At 39.6% G+C, this 25,992-nt stretch carries 3 protein-coding genes and 3 pseudogenes; 5 read left to right on the top strand and 1 reads right to left on the bottom strand.

Going from position 1 to position 25,992, the window contains the following annotated elements; genetic code table 11:
- The first annotated feature begins 400 nt into the window (after positions 1-400).
- Positions 401-16,636: an SspB-related isopeptide-forming adhesin gene (locus ACYVQ1_RS03590; protein WP_461249977.1), complete on the top strand. Its 16,236-nt coding sequence runs from the start codon at positions 401-403 to the stop codon at positions 16,634-16,636.
- A gap of 40 nt (positions 16,637-16,676) precedes the next feature.
- On the opposite strand, the pseudogene ACYVQ1_RS03585 reads toward ACYVQ1_RS03590, so the two are convergent.
- Positions 16,677-17,212 (bottom strand): annotated as a pseudogene (locus tag ACYVQ1_RS03585) (transposase); the annotation flags it as partial.
- 542 nt (positions 17,213-17,754) lie between these two features.
- On the opposite strand from ACYVQ1_RS03585, the gene ACYVQ1_RS03580 reads away from it, so the two are divergent.
- From ACYVQ1_RS03580 to ACYVQ1_RS03565, 4 genes and pseudogenes are all read left to right on the top strand, one after another.
- Positions 17,755-23,145, top strand: coding sequence for an Ig-like domain-containing protein (locus ACYVQ1_RS03580; protein ID WP_461258406.1), 5,391 nt, complete (start codon positions 17,755-17,757; stop codon positions 23,143-23,145).
- Positions 23,146-23,455: 310 nt separating this feature from the next.
- Positions 23,456-24,112: pseudogene (locus ACYVQ1_RS03575) on the top strand (ISL3 family transposase); the annotation flags it as partial.
- Positions 24,085-24,666: pseudogene (locus ACYVQ1_RS03570) on the top strand (transposase); the annotation flags it as partial. The pseudogenes ACYVQ1_RS03575 and ACYVQ1_RS03570, both read left to right, overlap by 28 nt.
- 512 nt (positions 24,667-25,178) lie before the next feature.
- Positions 25,179-25,992, top strand: an 814-nt coding sequence (locus ACYVQ1_RS03565) for an IS110 family transposase (RefSeq protein WP_461249979.1), incomplete at its 3' end; no start/stop codon positions are given.

Below are 25,992 nucleotides of genomic sequence, written 5' to 3'. Positions count from 1 at the left end.
TTTATCGAGGGTGTTACAGAATCGGATGGTTTGTAATAAGAAGGTGAAAATTAGAATCAAAGTGAGGAAATCAGCCAATAAAATGAGTTAAATCCTCTCATAAGTCTAATATCTTCCGTGAAAATTATGAGAAAGTTAGGAATGAAAAGAAAATAAAATAGAAAATTGAAAACGGTATAAAGCAAATAAAATCAAGGTTTTTACACTTGTAAAAATAAAAAACGAGCAAAAGTTGTTGGTTGAATTGTCAGACAACTTGATTTTTTTTAAAAAATATCGATTAATCACTTGACCATGAATTGTCAGAATGTTAGAATGTAATAGAATCATGAGTTCAAGTATAGGATTCTTGTATACTCGTGACCTATAACTAACTATTTCATACAGAGGGAGACTTGAAATGAAAGACATTTTTAACAGACGTCAACGATTTTCATTGCGTAAATATTCGTTTGGTGTCGCTTCAGTCTTGCTAGGAACGGCACTCTTTGCTGCTCATACTGCACAGGCTGATGAAGTAACAGCGCCTGACGCTTCTTCATCAAATCCTGGTTCATCAGTTGAGGGCGAGAGTTCTTCAGACCTGGTTGAGACGTCAACAGCATCAACAGCTCAAGCAGATCCTACTGCAGCTGTATCTTCAACTGAGGCAACTGCGTCAACATTTAACTTGACGCCAGAAGCTTCAACAACAGATAAGGCTGCCGCAGAGACAACTGACAAACAAGCTACAGAAACTGCAAAACCTGAAGCAGCTAAACCAGCTTCAGAGACTGCAAAACAAACTGAAAAAGCTGCTACAGAAACAGCTAAACCAGCTACAGCGGCATCTACAAATGCAGCTAGCAACAACGTTGAAACAACAGCTTCAGCGACAACCGCTGCAGCAACTCCAGCTGCAACAGCGGCTAACCGTACTGCTGCAACAGCCGCTCCAGTAGCTGAAGAAACAGCAGCAGCTGAAACTGCGGCAGCAGCAACAAGTGTTAAGCCAAATGTCACAGCACGTGCTTACTCTGTTAGAGCAGCAGCCGAAGATCGCAGTGCAGTACTTGACCGCGCTGCAACTGATTTGACTAATGCTGGCGCTTTGGCAACAAGTCGTAGCCGTCGTAACCGTCGTGCCGCTACAGACCACAATAACGAGCCGGTTGCTGTAGCAACTTTCCTAAAAGACGGTGAAGTTGCTACACCTGATATGACGGATCCTAATGGTGCAAGTGTTCGTTCACAAACAGTACCATCAGGTTATCAAGCTAAAGAAGGTGATGTCTATACATACAGTATCGTAGACCTCACTCGCTTCAATGAACGTTACAATACAAGCTACTATGTACGTGCTTACAAGAGATTTGATGCTTCAACAGATACGACTGTTGAATTGATCAACAAAAATACTGGTGCTGTAGTTGAAACAAGAACAATTACTGCCTCTAGTGGTATTCAAAAATTCACGACTACTCAATCTGCTTCTAAAGGTGAATTAACTTTCCAAGTAGATTATGATAAAGGTTTAGGAGCTGGACCTGGTAAAACGGACCAACCATTTATTCAATTTGGTTATGAAGTTGGGGCAAGTATCCAAGCTTTAGTAGCTCCAGGACATAACCTTACTCCGGATGAGAAAAAATTATACGATGCTGTTTATGATGCTCGTACATCAACAGATATTATCAACGTTGTAGAACCAGCTTATAACGGTCGTACGATTACGGATACTAATGCCAAGATTCCAGTATCAGTTAATAAAACAACTTACTATAAAGTAGTTGATAAAAACAACCCAACATTTAACGCTAATAAAACAGATAAAACTGTTCAAGACTACGTAGCAAATGGTAACGAAGTAGACTTAGCTTCATACACTCTTAAAGCTATGGAAGGGCAAAACTTCACAGCATCTGGAGAGCGTCAATTTGATGGCTATAAATTGTATCAAGCAGCTGATGCAAATGATCAATCAGGTTATGTAAGTCGCCCTTACAAAGTTGGTACGAAATTCATGGACGCTGAGCGTGCGGGAATTAAACGGATTAAAGAAATCGTAGGGGAAGATGGAACTGTAGTCGTTCGTGTTTACTTATTAGATCCAAAACAACAAAGTAAACGTTCTGATGGTACATTAAGCACTGATGGTTACATGTTACTAGCGGAAACGAAACCAATTAAACCAGGTGATTATAACAAACAAGAATTAGCTGTTAAGAAAACACCTCTTAAAACTATTGCACATACAGTAACTAATCCAAAAACAGGAGCAAAAACTGAATATCCAAACGGTAAAGATGTACCATTTGATTTCCAAAAAGCTGCTGGGTATACACCATATAAATCTGTATTCGTACCATTCTTAGGAGACAATATCGGTCACCTTTCTCCAAATGCTCAATTAGAACGTGGAGTAGAAGGTATCGGTACCAACGTTGACTTGCTCAACTCTTTGACACCGTATAAACAACCTGTTTACTACTACGTGAAGCAAGAACCTGTAACAGTTACTCCAGAAGTTGAAAAACAACTTGAAGGACGTGTACTTGTTGATGGTGAATTCAGCTTCAAGATTAAAGAAGTCAATGAAAACAAATCACTTCCTTCATATGAAGAAACTGTTACTAACAAAAACGGTAAAGCGACATTTAGTAACTTAACTTTCAATAAAGTTGGTACTTACATCTACACAATCACTGAAACTGCAGGTTCAGATGCAAACGTTGATTACGATGCAATGACAGTTACTATGACAGTTACTGTTACAGAGAACTCTAAAGGTGATTTGCAAGCTTCAGTTAAATACAGTGGTGCTGGTGGTTTTGCTTCAAGCGCAACTGATAAGATCTTCAACAACTACGTTGTAGCTCCAGTTAAGACTCGTTTCGACTTCAGCAAAGCCCTTGCAGGTCGAGAGTTGAAAGCTGGTGAATTCAGCTTTGTATTGAAAGATTCAACTGGTAAAGTTCTTCAAACTAAGACAAATACTAAAGAAGGTGTTGTAGCCTTTGATGACTTGACCTTTGACAATACACAAGTTGGTACTCACAAGTACACTGTAGAAGAAGTTATCCCAGAAAATAAAGAAGCTGGTATGACTTACGATACAATGAAGGCTGAAGTAACAATCACTGTTACTAAGGAAGGTCACGTTCTTAAAGCAACAAACACTCTTCCATCAGATACAGAGTTCAACAATACATTCACTCCAGGTGCGGTTAAAGTTAACCTTGAATTTGATAAATCACTTTCAAACGGTACTTTGAACGCAGGTGACTTTAGCTTCACATTGACTGGTGATAACAATGTTAACGAAACTGTAACTAACAAAGCTAACGGTAAGATTAACTTCAGCGAATTGTCATTTGACCGCGAAGGTGTCTACAACTACACTGTTAAAGAAGTGAAGGGCAACAATGCCGATGTAGACTACGATGAAATGACTATCGCAGTTAAAGTAACAGTTACTAAAGATGCCGCTACAGGTCTTTTGGTTGCTAAGACTGAAATGACTTCAACAGGTGGTGAAGCAACTGGTACTGATGACAAGATCTTCAACAACCACGTTGTAGCTCCTGTAACTGCACAATTTGACTTCAGCAAAGCTCTTGCAGGTCGTGACTTGAAAGCTGGCGAATTTAGCTTTGTATTGAAAGACAAAGATGGTAAAGTCCTTCAAACAAAACAAAATGATGCCAACGGTAAAGTTAAATTTGACGCATTGACATTTACAAATGCTCAAGTTGGTGACCACAAGTACACTGTAGAAGAAGTTCAAGGAACTGAAGCAGGTATGACTTATGACCCAATGAAAGCTAACGTAACAGTTACTGTTACTAAGTCAGGTCATGCGCTTACTGCTGTTGCAACTCTTCCAACTGATAAAGAGTTCAACAATACCTTCACATCTGCTCCTACTCAAGCTCAATTCAAGTTCACTAAACGTCTTGAAGGTAAAGCACTTGAAGCAGATGCCTTCACATTCGAATTGCTTGAAAATGGCAATGTAATCCAAACTAAGAAAAATGCAGCAGACGGTTCAATCACATTTGATGCTATTGAATACAGCGCTGAAGGTGAACACACTTACACTGTGCGTGAAAAAGCTGGTAACGATACAAATATCGATTACGATACTATGAACGCAGTAGTGAAAGTTAAAGTTACTAAAGATGCCGCTACAGGTCTCTTGAGTACTGCTGTTACAATGCCTGAAGACACTGAGTTCAACAACTATGTGGTTTCTCCAGTTGTAACTAAGTTTGACTTCACTAAGAAATTGGCTGGTCGTGAACTTAAAGCTGGTGAATTTAGCTTCGTATTGAAAGATGCTGCGGGTAACGTCGTTGAAACTGTTAAAAATGATGCTGCTGGTAACGTAACCTTCTCTGAATTGTCATTTGACAATACTAAAGTTGGTACACACACTTACACTGTAGAAGAAGTGATTCCTGAAAATAAAGAATTCGGAATGACTTACGACCAAATGAAAGCTACAGTGACAGTTGAAGTTGCTAAGAACGGTCACACATTGACTACTGTTACAAACGTTACATCAACTGGTGGTGTAGACGCTAACGGTAATGCAACTGATGGTACTGCAGATAAAGAATTCAACAACAAAGTCACTCCTCCGAACACTCCTGAATTCCAACCAGAAAAATTTGTCGTTTCTAAAGAGAAATATGACATCACTGGTGACAAGTTGATGGATGATGACGATGATGTTCCTGGTAACGAGTACACAGCAACAAACGCCAATCCATATGTTGATGGTGTTGCCAACAACGAACCAGAAAACTTGAATACTAAGACTGTTAAACGCGGTTCTAAATTGGTATACCAAGTATGGCTTGATACTACTAAATTCACAGAAGCTAACAACGTTCAATACGTTGGTGTATCTGATACATACGATGCAGAAAAATTGGACGTTAACGCTGCTGACATCAAAGCATACGATTCAGTAACTGGTGCAGACGTGACTGCTAAATTCGACATCAAAGTTGAAAATGGCACAATCACTGCAACTTCTAAAGATGAATTTATCAAAGATAAAGTAAACAATCCTGTTATCGATACTACTAAATTCGCCTTTGGACGTTACTATAAATTTGATATCCCAGCAACTGTTAAAGAATCTGTTAAAGCTGGTGCTGATATTGAAAATACAGCCAACCAAACAGTTCACGTTTACAACCCAGTAAGCAAGACAGTTGAAAAACCTGAAAAACCAACACAAAAACGTGTTAACAGCGTTCCAGTTCCAGTGGAAATGAACTTCACAAAACGTTTGGAAGGTCGTGAACTTCAAGCTAACGAATTCGAATTCGTATTGAAGAAAGACGGCGTTGAAGTTGAACGCGTGAAGAACGACGCTGCTGGTAAGATTGTCTTCAAGACTCTTGAATTTGGTCGCGATGATCTTGGTAAGACTTACAACTACACAGTAGAAGAAACTCCTGGTACAGATACAACTGTCAAATACGACACAATGGTTGCCACTGTTAAAGTTGTTGTTTCACACGATGGTACAGCTAAAGCAATCGTTGCCAACGTAACAGATGCTGCTGATAAAGAATTCAACAACCGTGTAACACCTCCAGAAGAACCTAAGTTCCAACCAGAGAAATACGTTGTTTCTAAAGCGAAATTCGATATCACTGGTACTAAACTCGTTGATGATGATTCTGAATTGACAGATAAATATGGTGAAACAAATACAAACCCATATGTTGATAATACAAACAACAACGAAGATGAAAACTTAAATACTAAGTCAGTTGAACGTGGATCTAAACTTTACTACCAAGTATGGTTGGATACAACTAAATTTGATGCAGCTAACAAAGACAATATCCAAACAGTAGGAATCACAGATAACTACGACAAGGATAAATTGACTGTTAATGCTTCAGATATCAAGGTTTATGATTCTGTAACTGGTGCAGATGTTACTAACAAGTTCGATATCACTGATAACAACGGTGTTCTTACAGCTAACCTTAAAGCTGGCTTCACTAAGTCACTTGGCGACGCTGAAAATACACAAATCATCGATACGACTAAGTTCGAATTTGGACGCTACTATAAATTTGATATCCCAGCAACAGTGAAAGACGATGTTGTAGCTGGTGCAGATATCGAAAACAAAGCAGCTCAAGTTGTTAACTACTACAACCCAACAACTAAGAAAGTTGAAAAACCTGAAAAACCAACTGAAAAACGTGTCAACAGTGTTCCAATCTCAGTAGAATTCAACTTCACTAAGAAATTGGAAGGTCGCGACCTTAAAGCTGGCGAATTCACATTCGAGTTGAAAGATAGCGACAATGTTGTGATTGCAACTGCAACCAACGATGCAGCTGGTAAGATTAAATTCTCTCCAGTAGAGTACACAAATAAAGCTGGTGAAACTGTTACAGCCCTTAAATACAAGAAGGGTCAAGAAGGTACTTACAAGTACACTGTAACAGAGGTTAAGGGTACAGATGCAACTGTCACTTACGATGAAATGGCTGCTGTTGTAACCGTTACTGTATCTCATGATGGTACAGCGAAAGCCTTGATCACAAACGTGACAGACCCTGCGGATAAAGAATTTAACAACCGTGTGACACCTCCAGAAGAACCTAAGTTCCAACCAGAGAAATACGTTGTTTCTGAAGAGAAATTCGATATCACTGGTGACAAGCTCGTTGATGATGATAAAGAATTGGCAGACAAGTACGCAGATACAAATGCGAACCCATACGCTGACGATGCCTCAAACAACGAAGCTCAAAACTTGAATACTAAGACTGTTAACCGTGGCGACAAGTTGGTTTACCAAGTATGGCTTGATACAACTAAATTTGACGCAGCTAACAAGGACAATATCCAATCAGTAGGAATCTCAGATGACTACGATGAAACTAAATTGGATCTTGATGCTACTAAGATCAAAGCCTACGACTCAGTAACAGGTGATGATGTTACAGCTAAATTTGATATCACTGTTAACAACGGTGTGATTACTGCAACACTTAAAGATGGCTTCACTAAGTCACTTGGCGATGCGGAAAACACACAAGTTATCGACACAACTAAATTCGCCTTTGGACGTTACTACAAGTTCGACATCCCAACAACAGTGAAAGCTGATGTACCTGGTGGTGTAGACATCGAAAATACTGCGGCTCAAGTAGTAAACTACTACAACCCAACAACTAAGAAAGTTGAAAAACCAACTAAACCAACTGAAAAACGTGTTAACAACGTTCCAGTTGAAGTGGAATTCAACTTCACTAAACGTTTGGAAGGTCGTGAGCTTAAAGCTAACGAATTCAGCTTCGTTCTTAAAGATTCAACAGGTAAGACTCTTGAAACTGTAAGCAATGATGCTTCAGGTAACGTTAAGTTCTCAGCTATGTCATTCAAGAAGGGTGACGAAGGTGTTCACAACTACACAGTAGAAGAAGTTAAAGGAAGCGACGCAACTGTTACATACGACACAATGAAAGCGAATGTAACAGTTACAGTTAAACACGATGGAACAGCTAAAGTTCTTATCGCGACTGTAGGCGACATTGCGGATAAAGAATTCAACAACCGTGTAACACCTCCAGAAGAGCCTAAGTTCCAACCAGAGAAATACGTTGTTTCTGAAGAGAAATTCGATATCACTGGTGACAAACTCGTTGATGATGATAAAGAGTTGGCAGACAAGTACGCAGACACAAATGCGAACCCATACGCTGACGATGCCTCAAACAACGAAAAAGAAAACTTGAATACTAAGACTGTTAAACGTGGCGATAAGTTGGTTTACCAAGTTTGGTTGGATACAACTAAATTTGACGCAGCTAACAAGGACAACATCCAATCAGTTGGAATCTCAGATGACTACGATGAAGCTAAATTGGACCTTGATGCTACTAAGATCAAAGCTTACGATTCAGTAACAGGCGCAGACGTCACAGATAAATTCGATATCACAGTTGAAGGTGGAGTGATCACTGCAACTCTTAAAGCAGGCTTCACTAAGTCACTTGGCGATGCAGAAAACACTCAAGTTATCGACACAACTAAATTCGCCTTTGGACGTTACTATAAGTTCGACATCCCAACAACAGTGAAAGCTGATGTACCTGGCGGTGTAGATATCGAAAATACGGCGGCTCAAGTAGTAAACTACTACAACCCAACAACTAAGAAAGTTGAAAAACCAAGCAAACCAACTGAAAAACGTGTTAACAACGTTCCAGTTGAAGTGGAATTCAACTTCACTAAACGTTTGGAAGGTCGTGAGCTTAAAGCCAACGAATTCAGCTTCGTACTTAAAGATTCAGAAGGTAATACTCTTGAAACTGTAAGCAACGATGCGGCTGGTAACGTTAAGTTCTCTAAACTTGAGTTCAAGAAAGGTCAAGAAGGCGTACACAACTACACAGTAGAAGAAGTTAAAGGCTCAGATGCAACCGTTACATACGACACAATGAAAGCGAATGTAACAGTTACAGTTAAACACGATGGAACAGCTAAAGTTCTTATCGCGACTGTTGGCGACATTGCGGATAAAGAATTTAACAACCGTGTGACACCTCCAGAAGAACCTAAGTTCCAACCAGAGAAATACGTATTGAATACAGCGAAATTCTCTATCACTGATAACAAGCTTCTCGATGATGATGCAGAGTTGACTGATAAATATGGTGAAACAAATACCGATCCATATGTAGATAAAGCTGATAACAACGAAGCAGAAAACATCAATACTAAGTCTGTTAAACGCGGCGAAAAGATCTACTATCAAGTATGGTTGGATACAACTAAATTTGACGCAGCTAACAAAGACAACGTTCAAACTGTAGGAATCACTGATGACTTCGATGAAACTAAGGTTGATGTAGATGGTTCAGCAATCAAGGCTTACGATTCAGTAACTGGAGCTGATGTCACAGATAAATTTGACATTAAAGTTGAAAATGGTGTGATGACTGCAACTCTTAAAGCTGGCTTCACTAAGTCACTTGGCGACGCAGAAAATACTCAAATCATTGATACAACTAAATTTGAATTTGGACGTTACTACAAGTTTGATATTCCAGCAACTGTTAAGAACGATGTTCCTGGCGGTGCAGATATCGAAAATACTGCTGCCCAAGTTGTTAACTACTACAACCCAGTAAGCAAGACAGTTGAAAAACCAAACAAACCAACTGAAAAACGTGTTAACAGCGTTCCAGTTGAAGTAGAATTCAACTTCACTAAACGTTTGGAAGGTCGTGAGCTTAAAGCTAACGAATTCAGCTTCGTACTTAAAGATTCAGAAGGTAAGACTCTTGAAACTGTAAGCAACGATGCCTCAGGTAACGTTAAGTTCTCTAAACTTGAGTTCAAGAAAGGCCAAGAAGGCGTACACAACTACACAGTAGAAGAAGTTAAAGGAAGCGACGCAACCGTTACATACGATACAATGAAAGCGAATGTAACAGTCACAGTTAAACACGATGGAACAGCTAAAGTTCTTATCGCGACTGTTGGCGACATTGCGGATAAAGAATTTAATAACCGTGTCACACCTCCAGAAGAACCTAAGTTCCAACCAGAGAAATACGTTGTTTCTGAAGAGAAATTCGATATCACTGGTGACAAGCTCGTTGATGACGATAAAGAGTTGGCAGACAAGTACGCAGATACAAATGCGAACCCATACGCTGACGATGCCTCAAACAACGAAGCACAAAACATCAATACTAAGACTGTTAAACGTGGCGATAAGTTGGTTTACCAAGTATGGTTGGATACAACTAAATTCGACGCAGCAAACAAGGACAACATCCAATCAGTAGGAATCTCAGATGACTACGATGAAACTAAATTGGAGCTTGACGCTACTAAGATCAAAGCTTACGATTCAGTAACAGGTGATGATGTTACAGCTAAATTCGATATCACTGTTAACAACGGTGTGATTACTGCAACACTTAAAGATGGCTTCACTAAGTCACTTGGCGACGCAGAAAACACACAAGTTATCGACACAACTAAATTTGCTTTCGGACGTTACTACAAGTTCGACATCCCAACAACAGTTAAAGCTGATGTTCCTGGTGGTGCAGATATCGAAAATACTGCGGCTCAAGTAGTTAACTACTACAACCCAACAACTAAGAAAGTTGAAAAACCAAGCAAACCAACTGAAAAACGTGTTAACAACGTTCCAGTTGAAGTGGAATTCAACTTCACTAAACGTTTGGAAGGTCGTGAGCTTAAAGCTAACGAATTCAGCTTCGTTCTTAAAGATTCAGAAGGTAAGACTCTTGAAACTGTAAGCAATGATGCTTCAGGTAACGTTAAGTTCTCTAAACTTGAATTCAAGAAAGGCCAAGAAGGCGTACACAACTACACAGTAGAAGAAGTTAAAGGAACAGACGCAACCGTTACATACGACACAATGAAAGCGAATGTAACAGTTACAGTGAAACACGATGGAACAGCTAAAGTTCTTATCGCGACTGTAGGCGACATTGCGGATAAAGAATTCAACAACCGTGTAACACCTCCAGAAGAACCTAAGTTCCAACCAGAGAAATACGTAGTTGGAGAAGCTAAGTTCGACGTAACAGGTACAAAACTCGTTGATGATGATAAAGAGTTGGCAGACAAGTACGCAGATACAAATGCGAACCCATATGCGGACGATGCTTCAAATAACGAAGCTGAAAACTTGAATACTAAGTCTGTTAAACGTGGTCAAACTATCTACTATCAAGTATGGCTTGACACAACTAAATTTGATGCAAACAACAAGGACAATATCCAAACTGTTGGTATCACAGATGACTTCGATGAAACTAAGTTGGATGTGGATGCATCAGCTATCAAGGCTTACGATTCAGTTTCTGGTGCTGATGTTACAGATAAATTCGATATCTCAATCGAAAATGGTGTAATCACAGCTAACCTTAAAGCTGGCTTCACTAAGTCACTTGGCGATGCGGAAAACACTCAAATCATCGACACAACTAAATTCGAGTTTGGTCGCTACTATAAATTTGATATCCCAGCAACAGTTAAAGCTGATGTTGCAGGTGGAGTAGATATCGAAAATACTGCGGCTCAAGTAGTTAACTACTACAACCCAACTACGAAGAAAGTTGAAAAACCAAACAAACCAACTGAAAAACGTGTTAACAGCGTTCCAGTTTCAGTAGAGTTCAACTTTACTAAGAAACTTGAAGGTCGTGAGCTTAAAGCAGGCGAATTCACATTCGAGTTGAAGAATGAAGCAGGCGAAGTCGTTGAAAGCGTGAAGAATGATGCTTCAGGTAACGTTAAATTCTCAGCTATTGAGTATAAGAAGGGTCAAGAAGGCACTTACAAGTATACAGTAGAAGAGGTTAAAGGAACTGACTCAACCGTTACATACGACACAATGAAAGCTGTTGTAACAGTTGAAGTTCGTCATGATGGTACTGCTAAGGCTCTTATCACTAATGTGACAGACCCAGCAGATAAAGAGTTCAACAATACTGTAACTCCACCAGAAGAACCTAAGTTCCAACCAGAGAAATACGTTCTTAGCGATGGTAACGGTAAGTTTGATATCACTGGTACTAAGCTTCTTGATGATGATGCAGAGTTGACAGATAAGTACGCAGAAACAAATGCGAACCCATACGCTGATAAAGCTGATAACAACGAAGCAGAAAACATCAATACTAAAGCTGTTAAACGTGGCGACACTATTAACTACCAAGTATGGCTTGATACAACTAAATTTGATGCAAACAACAAGGATCATATCCAAACTGTTGGTATCACTGATGATTATGATGAAGCTAAATTGGATGTTAAGGTAGCTGATATCAAGGCTTACGATGGTAAGACTGGTGCTGATGTTACTGACAAGTTTGACATCTCAATCGCTAATGGTGTGATTACTGCTAACCTTAAAGCTGGCTTCACTAAGTCACTTGGCGATGCAGAAAACACTCAAATTATCGATACTACTAAGTTCGAATTTGGACGTTACTACAAGTTTGTCATCCCAGCTAAGGTCACTGACGGTGCTTACGATGGTGCTGAAATTGAAAATACAGCAGCTCAAGTTGTAAACTACTACAACCCAACTACTAAGACTGTTGAAAAACCAAACAAACCAACTGAAAAACGTGTTAACAACGTTCCAACTGCTATCGAGTTGATTTTTGGTAAGACACTTAACGGACGTAAGTTGCAAGACAAAGAATTTACTTTTGAATTGAAAGATGAAAAAGGTAATGTTCTTGAAACTGTTAAGAATGATGCCGAAGGTAAAGTTAAATTCTCTACTATCAACTACGGTAAAGCAGATCTTGGTAAGACATTCAACTACACGGTAGAAGAAGTTAAAGGAACTGATACAACTGTTACTTACGATAACATGAAAGTCAATGTTACTGTTCAAGTTATCCAACCTTCAGTAGGAGATCAATTGTCAACAGTTATCTCTTACGCTACAGTAGGTGGAGATGCTTATGGAGGTGACGATCGTGTCTTCGATAACAACGTAACTCCTAACTTCAAACCAGAGAAATACGTTGTTTCAGAACCAAGCTTCGACATCATTGGTAATAAACTTGCTGATGACGACGATTCAGCTGATAAAGTTGAAATCCAAAACTTGAATGGTAAGACCCTCAAACGTGGTCAAAAGATCTACTATCAAGTATGGCTTGATACTCGTGACTTCACTGCAGAAAGCAACCTTCAAACAGTTGGTATCACAGACAACTACGAAGAAGCTAAGCTCGATATCGACGCTTCTGAAATCAAGGTTTACGATGGTATCACTGGTAAGGATGTTACAGACAAGTTCGATATTAAAGTTGAAAATGGTGTTCTCTACGGTACATCTAAAGCAAGCTTGACTAAAGCTATTAGTGCAACAGATGCTACTCCAGTCATCGATACAACTAAATTCGAGTTTGGTCGTTACTATAAATTTGATATTCCAGCTGTTGTTAAAGACATTGATGCTAACGACGGTGTAGATATTGAAAATACAGCTAACCAAACAATTCACCAATACAACCCATTCAATAAGAAAGTTACAACTCCTGAAAAACCAACTCAAACACGTGAAAACAACGTTCCAGTTCCACTCGAGTTCAACTTCACTAAACGACTTGAAGGCCGTGAGTTGACTGCAGGTGAGTTCAGCTTCGTATTGAAAGACAAAGACAACAAGGTTCTTCAAACAGTAACCAACGATAAAGATGGTCACATCAAGTTTGAAAAACTCTTGTTCAACAAAGCTGATCTTGGTAAGACATTCACTTACACAGTTGAAGAAGTAGCTGGTAAAGATACTTCAATCACTTACGATGCTATGAAAGCAACTGTAACAGTGAAAGTTACTAAGGAAGGCAAAGTTCTCACAACTGTCGTTAATCACGCTTCAACAGGCGGATTCGCTTCAAGTGCTAACGATAAAGAGTTCAACAACAAAGTTCGCCCACCAGAAACACCTAAGTTCCAACCAGAAAAATATGTTGTTTCTGAAGCAAAATTCGATATCACAGGTACTAAGCTCGTTGATGATGATAAGGAATTGGCTAACAAGGTTGCAGATACAAATGCTAATCCTTACGCTGATGATGCATCAAACAACGAATTGGAAAACATGAATACTAAGTCTGTTAAACGTGGTGATAAACTTGTTTACCAAGTATGGCTCGATACAACTAAATTCGACGCCAACAACAAGGATTACATCCAAACAGTTGGTATCTCTGATGACTACGACGAAACTAAGTTGGAACTTGACGCTACTAAGATTAAAGCTTACGATTCAGTAACAGGTGAAGATGTTACCGCTAAATTCGACATCACAGTTGAAAACGGTGTAATCACAGCTAACCTTAAAGATGGCTTCACTAAGTCACTTGGTGATGCTGCAAACACTCAAATTATCGACACAACTAAGTTTGCCTTTGGTCGTTACTATAAATTTGATATCCCAACCACTGTTAAAGACACTGTTCCTGGTGGTGTAGATATTGAAAATACAGCTGGACAAGTTGTTCACTACTACAACCCAACAACTAAGAAGGTTGAAACACCTAAGGTACCAACTGAAAAACGTGTTAACAGTGTTCCAGTTGAAGTCGGATTCAACTTCACTAAACGTTTGGAAGGTCGTGAGCTTAAAGCTAACGAATTCACATTCGAGTTGAAGGATGCAGCAGGTAAAGTTGTTGAAACTGTTAAGAATGATGCAGCTGGTAACGTTAAATTCTCTAAACTTGAATTCAAGAAAGGCCAAGAAGGCGTTCACAAGTACACAGTAGAAGAAGTCAAAGGAACTGATGCAACTGTTACATACGATACAATGAAAGCGAATGTAACAATCACTGTTTCTCATGATGGTACTGCTAAAGCTCTTGTAGCAACTGTTGGTGAAATTGCTGATAAAGAATTCAACAATGCTGTTCGTCCACCAGAAAAACCTAAGTTCCAACCAGAAAAATATGTTGTTTCTGAAGCGAAATTCGACGTAACAGGTACTAAACTTGTTGATGATGATAAAGAATTGGCTAATAAGGTTGCAGATACAAATACCAACCCTTACGCTGATGATGCATCAAACAATGAATTGGAAAACTTGAATACTAAGTCAGTTAAACCTGGTCAAAAACTTTACTACCAAGTATGGCTTGATACAACTCGATTTGATGCTAACAACAAGGATCATATCCAAACTGTTGGTATCACTGATGACTACGATGAAACTAAGTTGGATGTCGATGCATCAGCAATCAAGGCTTACGATTCAGTATCAGGTGCGGATGTAACATCTAAGTTCGACATTAAGGTTGAAAATGGTGTTGTTACAGCTAACCTTAAAGATGGCTTCACGAAGTCACTTGGCGATGCTGAAAACACTCAAGTTATCGACACTACTAAGTTCGAGTTTGGTCGCTACTATAAATTTGATATTCCTGCAACAGTGAAAGCAGACGTCGCTGGCGGTGTGGATATCGAAAATACAGCAGCCCAAGTTGTTAACTACTACAACCCAACTACTAAGAAAGTTGAAAAACCAAACGTACCAACTGAAAAACGTGTTAACAGTGTTCCAATTTCAGTAGAATTCAACTTCACTAAACGTTTGGAAGGCCGTGAGCTTAAAGCTAACGAATTCAGCTTCGTGCTTAAAGATTCAGAAGGTAAGACTCTTGAAACTGTAAGCAATGACGCTAAAGGTAACGTTAAATTCTCACCTATTGAGTACAAGAAAGGCCAAGAAGGCACTTACAAGTACACAGTAGAAGAAGTTAAAGGTACTGACGGTACTGTTCAATACGACGGTATGAAAGCTCTTGTCACTGTTGAAGTATCACATGATGGTAAAGCTAAAGCTCTTATCACTAAGGTTACTGATCCAGCAGATAAAGAATTCAACAATACTGTTCGTCCACCAGAAAAACCTAAGTTCCAACCAGAGAAATACGTTGTTTCTAAAGAGAAATTCGATATCACTGGTATGAAACTTGTTGACGATGATGCTGAGTTGAAAGATAAAGTAGGCGATACTAACAAGGATCCTTACGCTGACAGCACAGCTAACAACGAAGCTGAAAATATCAATACTAAGACACTCAAGAAAGGTGATAAGTTTGTCTACCAAGTATGGCTCGACACAACTAACTTCACTGACGCTCACAATATTCAATCTGTTGGTGTAACAGATAAATATGACAGCGAAAACTTGACTATCAACGTTGCTGATATTAAAGCATACGACTCTGTAACAGGAGAAGATGTGACAGCTAAGTTTGACATCAAGGTTGAAAATGGTGTAATCACTGCAACATCTAAGTCTGACCTTACTAAGTCACTCGGTGATGCAGAAAATACTCAAGTGATCGATACTGCCAAATTGGCATTCGGACGCTACTACAAGTTCGATATTCCTGCAACTATCAAAGGCACTGCTAAAGATGGTGTAGACATCGAAAATACTGCGTCACAAATCGTTCACCAATACGACCCAACTAAGAAATCTGTTGAAAAACCAGAAAAACCAACAGAAAAACGTGTAGTCAATATCCCAACTAAGGTTGAGTTTGAATTCACTAAGAAACTTGAAGGTCGTGAACTTAAAGCTGGTGAGTTTAGCTTCGTACTTAAAGACAGCAAGGGTAATGTGATCGAAACTGTAAGCAATGATGCTAACGGTAAGATCAAGTTCTCAGCTCTTGAGTACAAACGTGGTGAAGAAGGTACTCACGTCTACACAGTAGAAGAAGTACAAGGTAACGATGCAACTGTTACCTACGATAAGATGGTTGCTACAGTCGTTGTCTCAGTAACTAAAGACGGTAAAGTCTTGACAGTAACTTCTCAATTGCCAGAAGATACTGAGTTCAACAATATTGTGACACCACCGACTCCTCCAACACCACCAACACCACCGACTCCTCCAACGCCACCAACACCACCAACTCCTCCAACACCAGTGGTTCCACCAGTGACACCACCAACTACACCAGAAGCTCCTAAAGGACCAGCTCTCCCTGAAACAGGTGATGATGCGTCTATGGCAGCTATGGCTCTCGGAGGAATCCTTGCGGCAGCTGGACTTGGTTTGGCAGGAAAACGCAAAAAAGAAGACTAAGATAGTTCATAGGTTAAATCCCTCAACATAGTTAGTTAGACTATTTCAGTTTTCGAAAAAGAGACTCATCCCATAAGGGCTGGGTCTCTTTTGTGATGTTCAAAGTTATAAATACATGCTTTCTAAAGCTGATTAATTTTTTTAAACCAGATCTCAAATCTTTGATATGCTTGTTAAGTATATTGCCATCTTCTAATTTTGCAATCGAATAATGTGCTTCTAAAACATTTTTTTGTATTGTCTATGTTTAAAAAAAGTCCTAAAGAATGTTTGGAAGTAATGATTGACATTGCTTATATTCTCCTCTATGAGTTCAAAAAACTCATCCACTCTTTTTTCTTGAAAGTGAAAAAGCAAAAGCTGATAGAAGTTATAATAATTGGCGAGTTCTTCTGAGAACTTCAGTGTCTTCTAAACGACTTCATGTGGTGCTAAAGTTTGACGAAAAGTCTTTGAATAGTAACAGTTTAGGGATAACCTATGGCTCTCTTTTTGAAAGTGTTGTCAGTAATTTTTCAAGGCTCGACAAGGTAGTGATTTCTTGTCGAAATGGTTCATAATCGCAATTCTAGTCTTAAAAATATCGGCTCTATAATCTCTAGAGCAGTTTTTAATTATTCAGTCAAAAATAAAGTTTGATGGGAAATTGAATCATTAAAAATATCGACATTTTTCTAATGTAAAATCGTTAATAAATCTAAAAATATGTATATTTCTGGATCTAAATATTAATTTTATTGTGAATTATCCTATATAGATTGAAAGTATAAAACGTAAGAATCATTCTGTTTTCCGAAAAATGTAAAGCTTTTAACAAAGGGAGAGCATAGGTTTTGTAAGGTTTTTAATCGTTTATATACAGTTTGTTTTTGCTTATTAATTTATATTTGTAAGGTTTCAAATTCTGTATAAAGATAATGTGTAAGATGAGACTAATATAGAAAAATTTTGCTTAAGTTAGTTTTTAAAAAATATATATAAAATTAATTTTATGACAGTAAAATATTGATTCAATTCTAATTATATGATATATTTTATGTTAGGGAAATTCAATTTATATTATTTTTAGAAGAGACAAGAGCAATCAAAATCTAATGATTCCTTGTCTAGGAGGAAATATGGGTAAAGATATCTTTAGTAAGAAGAGTCGTTTCTCGATTCGTAAATTGAATATCGGAGTCTGCTCGGTCTTGCTTGGTACTTTGATCATGATTGGTCACACAGCTCAAGCGGATGAAACGACATCTGATGGAGCAACAGTTGTAGCTACAGCTGTAAGTGCAAGTCAAGGTGAAGGAGTCTCGACCACCACTTCGCCAAGCACAGCACCAGAAAGTGCAGCAACTGCTACGGTAGCACCAGCAGCTACTGAAACAGTTACAGCGACGTCGGTTGCACCTACAATCTCAGTTGCATCAAGTGTAGCAGTAAGTTCGGAAGCACCAGCTTCAACAAGTGCTACAAGTTCAGCGCCGGCTTCAACAGCACCAGCTTCATCAAGTGCTACAAGTTCAGCGCCGACTTCATCAGCAGCAACATCATCAACTACAGCAGTTGCTTCAGAAGTTACAGGCTCAACAAATGTATCAACTGCAAAACCAGCAACTGCTTCAGAGGCATCTCGTTCAGTCACAGCTTCTACAGCATCGTCGACTACAGCAAGCTCAGTGAGCGCTAGTGCAAATAATGTTACTGTGTCAGAAACGGCAAATGCGCCTCGTGTACGTAGTCGTCGAGCAGCAGGACAAGAACGTGCTCAAGATCGCTCTATGGAAGGAAAGGATATTAAGTACGTATACCAAAATAGACGAGCTACGGTTAATGGTGGAGAACCAACTGAACGTGCTAAGATTGAATACAGGCAGTTGGACGACTATGAGGTAGTCAATGGGAAGACAGTCGCAACTGATCCATCTGGTCAAGGTCGCCCAGTATTAGAGTGGACTGTAACCTTTAACGAGGCTAAGTACGATAAGATGGGAGGATACTACTATTTTACCATCCCTAACAATGTATCCGATCCCTATGATGTTGTTACAGATTATGATGGTGCTTACGTAGACCGATATGGTTGGAAGGATGCAAATAAAGAATCGGGTGCCGGAACAGCAAATGCAGAAGGTGTTCAGTATGTTGACGCAGGTAATAGACTTGAATGGCGTGTCAAAAATACTGTCGGAAATGATTACAATAATGTAGATGGTCTTAGCGGTGTCATGGGGGACACTAAAAAGGTATATGTTCTTTCATTATCTAATAACTCTAGTGCTCGCAAGTTTACTATTAAGTACCGTACAGTAGTTGAAAACTCATCACAAGCCATTTCTTATATTGCCGGAGTTGAATCCAAGACAGGGCTACCAAGGAATAACTGGTATGCTATCTCAGGTAAGTACGACAAGAACTTGGTTAGTCAGGTTGATGCACCAAGTGTGACTCCAAACTTGACGAACACTTCTATCAATGTTCCTGTTCAGACAGTGGCGTCGACTTCAAGCACTCTTTCAGGGACAGGGGTTCCAGGGGCAACTATCAAACTTTATATCGATGGTCAGGAGCAAAACATCGGTACGGTCACAGTTGACAATGATGGAAACTGGACCACAGGTGAGCTTCCAACAGCTCTTAACAACAACCAAGGTACTGGTGCAACCATCAAACCACGTCAAACAGTACAGGTAAGCCAAGTAGTTAACGGTGAAGAAAGTAGCCGTCGTACAGTACCAGTATCTGTCGGTGTGACTACTGTTGAACCTTCAAGCTTGACTACTAACCAAGATGCAGTTGTAGCAGGACAAAAAGAGGTTACTCTTAAGGTTCCTCATGACGCAGGGATTGCCTACTTGCGTTATACAAATACTGCAGGAGAGACTGCGGAGATCCCAGTCAAACGTGATAATGTCTCATCTGCATGGACATCTCAAAAACCAGAAGCAGCAACTGTCAAATCAGTTGAGAACGGTAAGTTCCAAGATACGATCGTCCTTACGATGGCTGACAAGATTGCAGGTACAGAAGTAGCAGCTATCTCAAACGTGGTAGAGGGTGGCTTCTCAAGTGTGGCTGGATGGCAACCGCGCTCAGTAGAAAACCAAGCTCCAACTATTACATCAGCAGTTGAAGGAAACAGAAAAACTGTTGAACAAGGTGCTCAACTGGATCTTGCTTCTCTGGTGACAGTTTCAGATAAAGAAGATGATGCTCAAGCAACACTAGGTGATAAGGTGCATGCTGAAGTTGTCTCAGTAAATGGTAACACAGCAACTAAGACAGTAGATACAAATACCCCAGGCACTTATACAGTTAAGTATAAAGCTGTTGATAGCCAAGGTAAAGAGTCAGACGAGATTGAAGTTACTGTAGTTGTAAATCCTGCACGTGAAAACGTAGCTCCAACAGTAGAGATTCCATATTCAGATCCAGCTCCAAACAAAAAAGAAATTTATCTTTATACTGGAGAAGAAGCTGACGTTGATATTACCTTTAATGACGATTCTGGAAAAATTAAATCCGCATCATTAAAAAAAGGTGGAAATATCGCCTTAAATAATATTGATGGGAACCCAGAAAAACAAGATAATGAATGGGGCTACACTGTAACAGCGATAAATTCTGAAACTCCTACACCAGCAAAAATTAAAGTTACTGGACAAGTTTCTGGTATTGCTGAAAATAGACTTCCAAAAACAGAAAATGACTCATTAGAACTTGTAACTCGTTTTGCAACAGCAACAGATACAGATGGTGCATTGATTTCCAATAATGCAACAAAAACTAAAAATAATGGAGAAATAGTTGGTACTTACCTTACTGACCCAGGTGCAGTAACTTTCGTATTAAAAGCACAAACTAAGAAATATGATATCAAAACTCCATCAGAAGCAGATAAAGTAGTCGTATCAAATGCTAACAATGTTACTGATAAAGAGTTTGAAAAGATTAAAGAGAAAGTTAAAGTTGAATATTCTCAAAATAATCCAGATGCACGTTTAACTGACAAAAAAGGTCAAGAAGTAGAAGATGCTACAAAAGTTGTTGATAAAGTAGAAAAAGATGGAAACAATCTTGTTGTAACCTATAAAGATGGTTCTAAAGATACAAAACCATTAACAGAATTTGTAGTCAAAGATACCACAGCTCCAGCGAAACCAGAAGTTAAGACAGATCTAACAGGTAAAGCAGGAACTAAAGACCCAGTTGAAGTCAGTGCAGAACCAGGCTCAACAGTAGCCCTCTACGATAAAGATGGCAACAAGATTGGTGAAGCAACAGCTGACGAAAACGGTGTAGCAACTATCACTCCAACGAAAGATATTCCAGTAGGTAATGTGACAGCGACAGCGACAGACCCATCAGGAAATACATCAGACGTAAGTGAACCAAAAGTTGCGACAGATACCACAGCTCCAGCGAAACCAGAAGTTAAGACAGATCTAACAGGTAAAGCAGGAACTAAAGACCCAGTTGAAGTCAGTGCAGAACCAGGCTCAACAGTAGCCCTCTACGATAAAGATGGCAACAAGATTGGTGAAGCAACAGCTGACGAAAACGGTGTAGCAACTATCACTCCAACGAAAGATATTCCAGTAGGTAATGTGACAGCGACAGCGACAGACCCATCAGGAAATACATCAGACGTAAGTGAACCAAAAGTTGCGACAGATACCACAGCTCCAGCGAAACCAGAAGTTAAGACAGATCTAACAGGTAAAGCAGGAACTAAAGATCCAGTTGAAGTGACTGCAGCACCAGGCACTAAGGTAGAATTGTTCGACAAAGATGGTAACAAGATTGGTGAAGCAACAGCTGATGAAAATGGTAAAGCTACGATCACGCCAACCGTTGATATTCCAGCAGGTAATGTAACAGCTAAAGCTACGAAAGATGGTCAAACATCAGATGCAAGCGCACCAAAAGAAGCTACAGCAGCAACACCAGCTAAACCAAGCCAACCAGTTGTCGATACAGACCTTACAGGTAAAGCAGGAACTAAAGATCCAGTTGAAGTGACTGCAGCACCAGGCACTAAGGTAGAATTGTTCGACAAAGATGGTAACAAGATTGGTGAAGCAACAGCTGATGAAAATGGTAAAGCTACGATCACGCCAACCGTTGATATTCCAGCAGGTAATGTAACAGCTAAAGCTACGAAAGATGGTCAAACATCAGATGCAAGCGCACCAAAAGTTGCGACAGATACCACAGCGCCAGCTAAACCAGTTGTGAACCCGGTTAAAGCAGGTGGCACAGCGATCACAGGTACAGCCGAAGCAGGCTCAACTGTAGAAGTCACTCTTCCAGATGGCTCTAAAGTATCGGCTAAAGCTGACCAAGATGGAAACTTCAGCGTTCCAGTCAGCGGTTTGGAAGAAGGTAAGACAGTATCTGTAACAGCCACAGATAACGCAGGTAACACATCAGATGCGACAACTGTAACCGTAGCGAAAACAGCTGATACGACAGCTCCATCAGCACCAGTTGTAAACCCAGTTAAAGCAGGTACTACAGCAGTAACAGGAACAGCCGAAGCCGGTTCAACAGTAGAAGTAACGCTTCCGGATGGCTCTAAAGTATCGGCGAAAGCTGACCAAGATGGAAACTTCAGTGTACCAGTCAGCGGTTTGAAAGAGGGTGATACAGTTTCTGTCACTGCAACAGATGACGCAGGCAACACCTCTAACCCAACATCAGTGACTGTAGGTAAAGGAATTGATACGACAGCTCCATCAGCACCAGTTGTGAACCTAGTTAAAGCTGGTGACACAGTAATCACAGGAACAGCCGAAGCTGGCTCAACTGTAGAAGTAACCCTTCCAGATGGTTCTAAAGTATCAGCTAAAGCTGACCAAGATGGTAACTTCAGTGTTCCAGTAAGTGGTTTGAAGGAAGGTGACACAGTTTCTGTCACTGCAACAGATGACGCAGACAACACCTCTAACCCAACATCAGTGACTGTAGGTAAGGGAACTGATACGACAGCTCCAGATGCACCAGTTGTGACTACTGATCTTACAGGTAAGGCTGGCACTCGTACTCCAATTGATGTTATTGCAGAACCAGGAACTAAGGTTGAATTGTTCGATAAAGATGGTAACAAGATTGGTGAAGCTACAGCTGATGAAACAGGTCATGCCGTAGTAGTTCCAACAGTTAACATTCCAGAAGGTACTGTGACAGCGAAAGCGACAGACCTAGCAGGTAATGTTTCAGGAGCTAGTGCTCCAATGTTTGCCACAACAAGTGGAACAGTAGATTCCTTTAACAATGGTAAGGGTTCTGAGAATACTCCAACAGTTGTTAAACCGACACTAAGTGGCAAAGTTGAGTCATCAACTACTTCAGCGAAACGCATGAACCTTAAAACTAGGGCAAATATTTCAGCAACTGAAAAAGATGCTTCTACACTTCCAGAAACAGGAGACGAAGCATCTATCGGTGGCGTAGTCCTTGGTGGAATTCTAGCGGCAGCTGGAATCGCCATTGCAGGAAAACGTAGAAAAGAAGATTAAGATAAAATATTCTTATAGAAGTGATTTAAATAGTCTTCTAAGTTTTCAAACCTAAAGACTCATCCCTGATAGGGGTGAGTCTTTTTGTGTCACGAAAACCACTAGATATGCTAATGGTTCCGAAAAGCTTTTAGCGATGTGTCAAAAAAGCCCCCTAAAGTGTAATATTAGATAGGGTTTCCCGACCACTAACTAATATACAAAAGGAGGAACAGTGATGAGAAAGGATAATAATAGTTTATCGTATACTAACATGAAAGGATACTGCCGTTTGCGACGAATTAGAGCAGTTAAACCAAGGTTTTTCATCAGATGTTTGAAAGTACGCCAAAAGGTACGGTTTATCACGATGGGCATGTCAGGAGCCTATATGCCACTAGCTCGAAGGCTTTTCCCAAATGCCAAAATCATTATTGATCGTTTCCACATTATCCAGCACCTCGGTCGAGCCTTTCTAAAGACAAGAATTGCCATTATGAACCAGTTTGATAAGAAATCACTACCTTATCGAGCTTTAAAAAATCACTGGAGACTCTTCCAAAAGGACAGCCGTAAGTTATCTTGTAAATCATTTCACTCGAAGACCTTTTGTCAAACCTTAAGTCCACATGAAGTTGTTGAGAAGACACTGAAGTTCTCAGAAGAACTTGCCAATTATTATAACCTCTATCAGCTTTTGCTTTTTCACTTTCAGGAAAAAAGAGTGGATGAGTTTTTTGAGCTCATAGAGGAGAATATAAGCAAGGTCAATCATTACTTCAAAACTGTCTTTAGGACCTTCCTTAGACACAAACCATATATCAAAAACGCACTAGAAACACATTACTCAAATGCAAAATTGGAGGGGACCAATAAGCTTATCAAAGATATTAAACGTCTGGGCTTCGGTTTTAGAAATTTTATCAACTTTAGGAAGCGTATTTTCATTACTCTGAACATACAAAACACATTTCAGAGAACAGAGTAGGTAACTTGGCTGAGAAGTTAGTTGGACTGGCAAAGTAATCTTATTCTGCCATTTCAAAAACCTCTCCTATAATAGAAGAGGTTAAGTATAATGCACAGGAACTTATAAGGTTGACAAACCGTCGGGAACAAATTTTAGAACAGTTGATAGAGTTAGCTAAACCTCTACCTGAATATGAGATTCTTCTCTCTATTCTTGGTATCGCAGAGACAACGGCTACAAGCGTTATTGGCGAATTAGGAGACATTCGTCGCTTTAAGTCTGCTTACCAAATCAACGTTTTTATCGGTATTGATCTCAAACACAATGAATCAGGAGATTTCCTAGGTCAAGAGCATATTACTAAGCGTGGGAATCCTTATGCAAGAAAAATTCTGCACAAATGTATTCACAATATCGCTTCAGCTAGCCATACCAATCTTTTCCATATCTCAGATTTCTATGAGAAACGAAAAAGACAATCGCAGACAACTTCAACTAAGCCTCATACGATTGCCTCTATACATCGCCTTATTAGGACAATGTATTATCTTATAATGCATAATGAACTTTAAGACTATACTTTAGCCCAAAGTCATTAAAGTCGTCCATGCCCTATAATTCTAACACCTTGTTTCAAAAAATACCAGATAAGGTGTCGTTTTTATATGCTCAAATGTCAGAAAAAACGGCTTGAACTATCCCTCAAAAAATTCTCTTCATACACTTTCAGAAATAATGTTGAGTCAGAAACCGTATTATACTTGACAAATGATAGAAAAAGAGAAGACCTATATGGTCCTCTCTAGATGTTAGCTTTTCGTCACCCACTACAGTTGACAAACATACTAAGATTAGTAGTGAAGAAATCTCCGACGGGAGAGAGTACTCACTACTTTTTCTTTATGTTAAAGTAGTGGTGTCTTGTAAAGTCGTAGGGCTCTATGGCGCTAGACGTCGCTTGACAAACTGGCAAGACACCTTGTTTTAGGTGGAGTTTGATCAAAGTATGTAGGACGCTAAACGTCGCGTATTGAAAATAAAATCACTAAAACATGGAATTATTCAAGACAAAAGAGGTAATGTCATGCGTGCAGTATTTGGAATTGATGTCAGTAAAACAAGTTCTGAGGTGGCCATTTTAGTCAACGGTGAGAAGGTTCATAGCTACACCATACTCAATGATGCCATTGGATTCAATCGCCTGTTGGGCGACTTGAAAACTGTTCATAACCCTGAGATTATATTTGAGGCTACAGGCGTCTATTCTCGACGTCTTCAAGCCTTTCTTGAGGAATATAGTTACGCTTACACACGGCTAAATCCACTGGAAGCTAAGAAGCAATTGGACAGTCTGCGAGTTCGTAAAACAGATAAAATTGACGCTGAAAAGTTGGCTAAATCTCAGCTTGTGCACAATCGTAAACCAACTTACGTGCAGGAAGAAGTTTATCAACACTTGCGTGATTTAAGCCGTTTCTATCAAAATATGACAGAAGATCTTGTTCGAACTAAAAACCGTCTACACAAGGTCCTACAAGTCACCTTTCCTGAATTGGAAAATCTATTATCCACACCTACTGGAGAACAATATTGGAACTTAGTGATGGCTTTTCCATGCAAAGAGTTTGTATTAAGCCTATCTCAAAGTAACTTGTGTGAGGTTATCCGTCAATCTACCTCCAAACGCATCTCTAAAAAGCGTATTGCTTACCTGACTGATAAACTTATAAAACTCGCTAAACAATCTTTTTGTGCGGTCAAGAAAACCTCCCCAATGCTTGAAGAGGTTCGTTACTATGCTCAAGAATTGCTTCGTCTTTCTGAACGCAGACAAGTTGTCTTAAACGACATGGTAGCTCTAGCTCAGCCTTTACCAGAGTATGACATCTTACGGTCAA

The organism is Streptococcus parasalivarius (genome assembly GCF_054785155.1).
Note: the sequence above shows the minus strand (reverse complement) of the source record. Positions and strands in the feature narration are given on the sequence as shown.

Excerpts from the sequence above, each read along its gene's own strand:
- ACYVQ1_RS03590 (WP_461249977.1), top strand. The coding sequence starts at position 401 with ATGAAAGACATTTTTAACAGACGTCAACGATTTTCATTGCGTAAATAT.
- ACYVQ1_RS03580 (WP_461258406.1), top strand. The coding sequence starts at position 17,755 with ATGGGTAAAGATATCTTTAGTAAGAAGAGTCGTTTCTCGATTCGTAAA.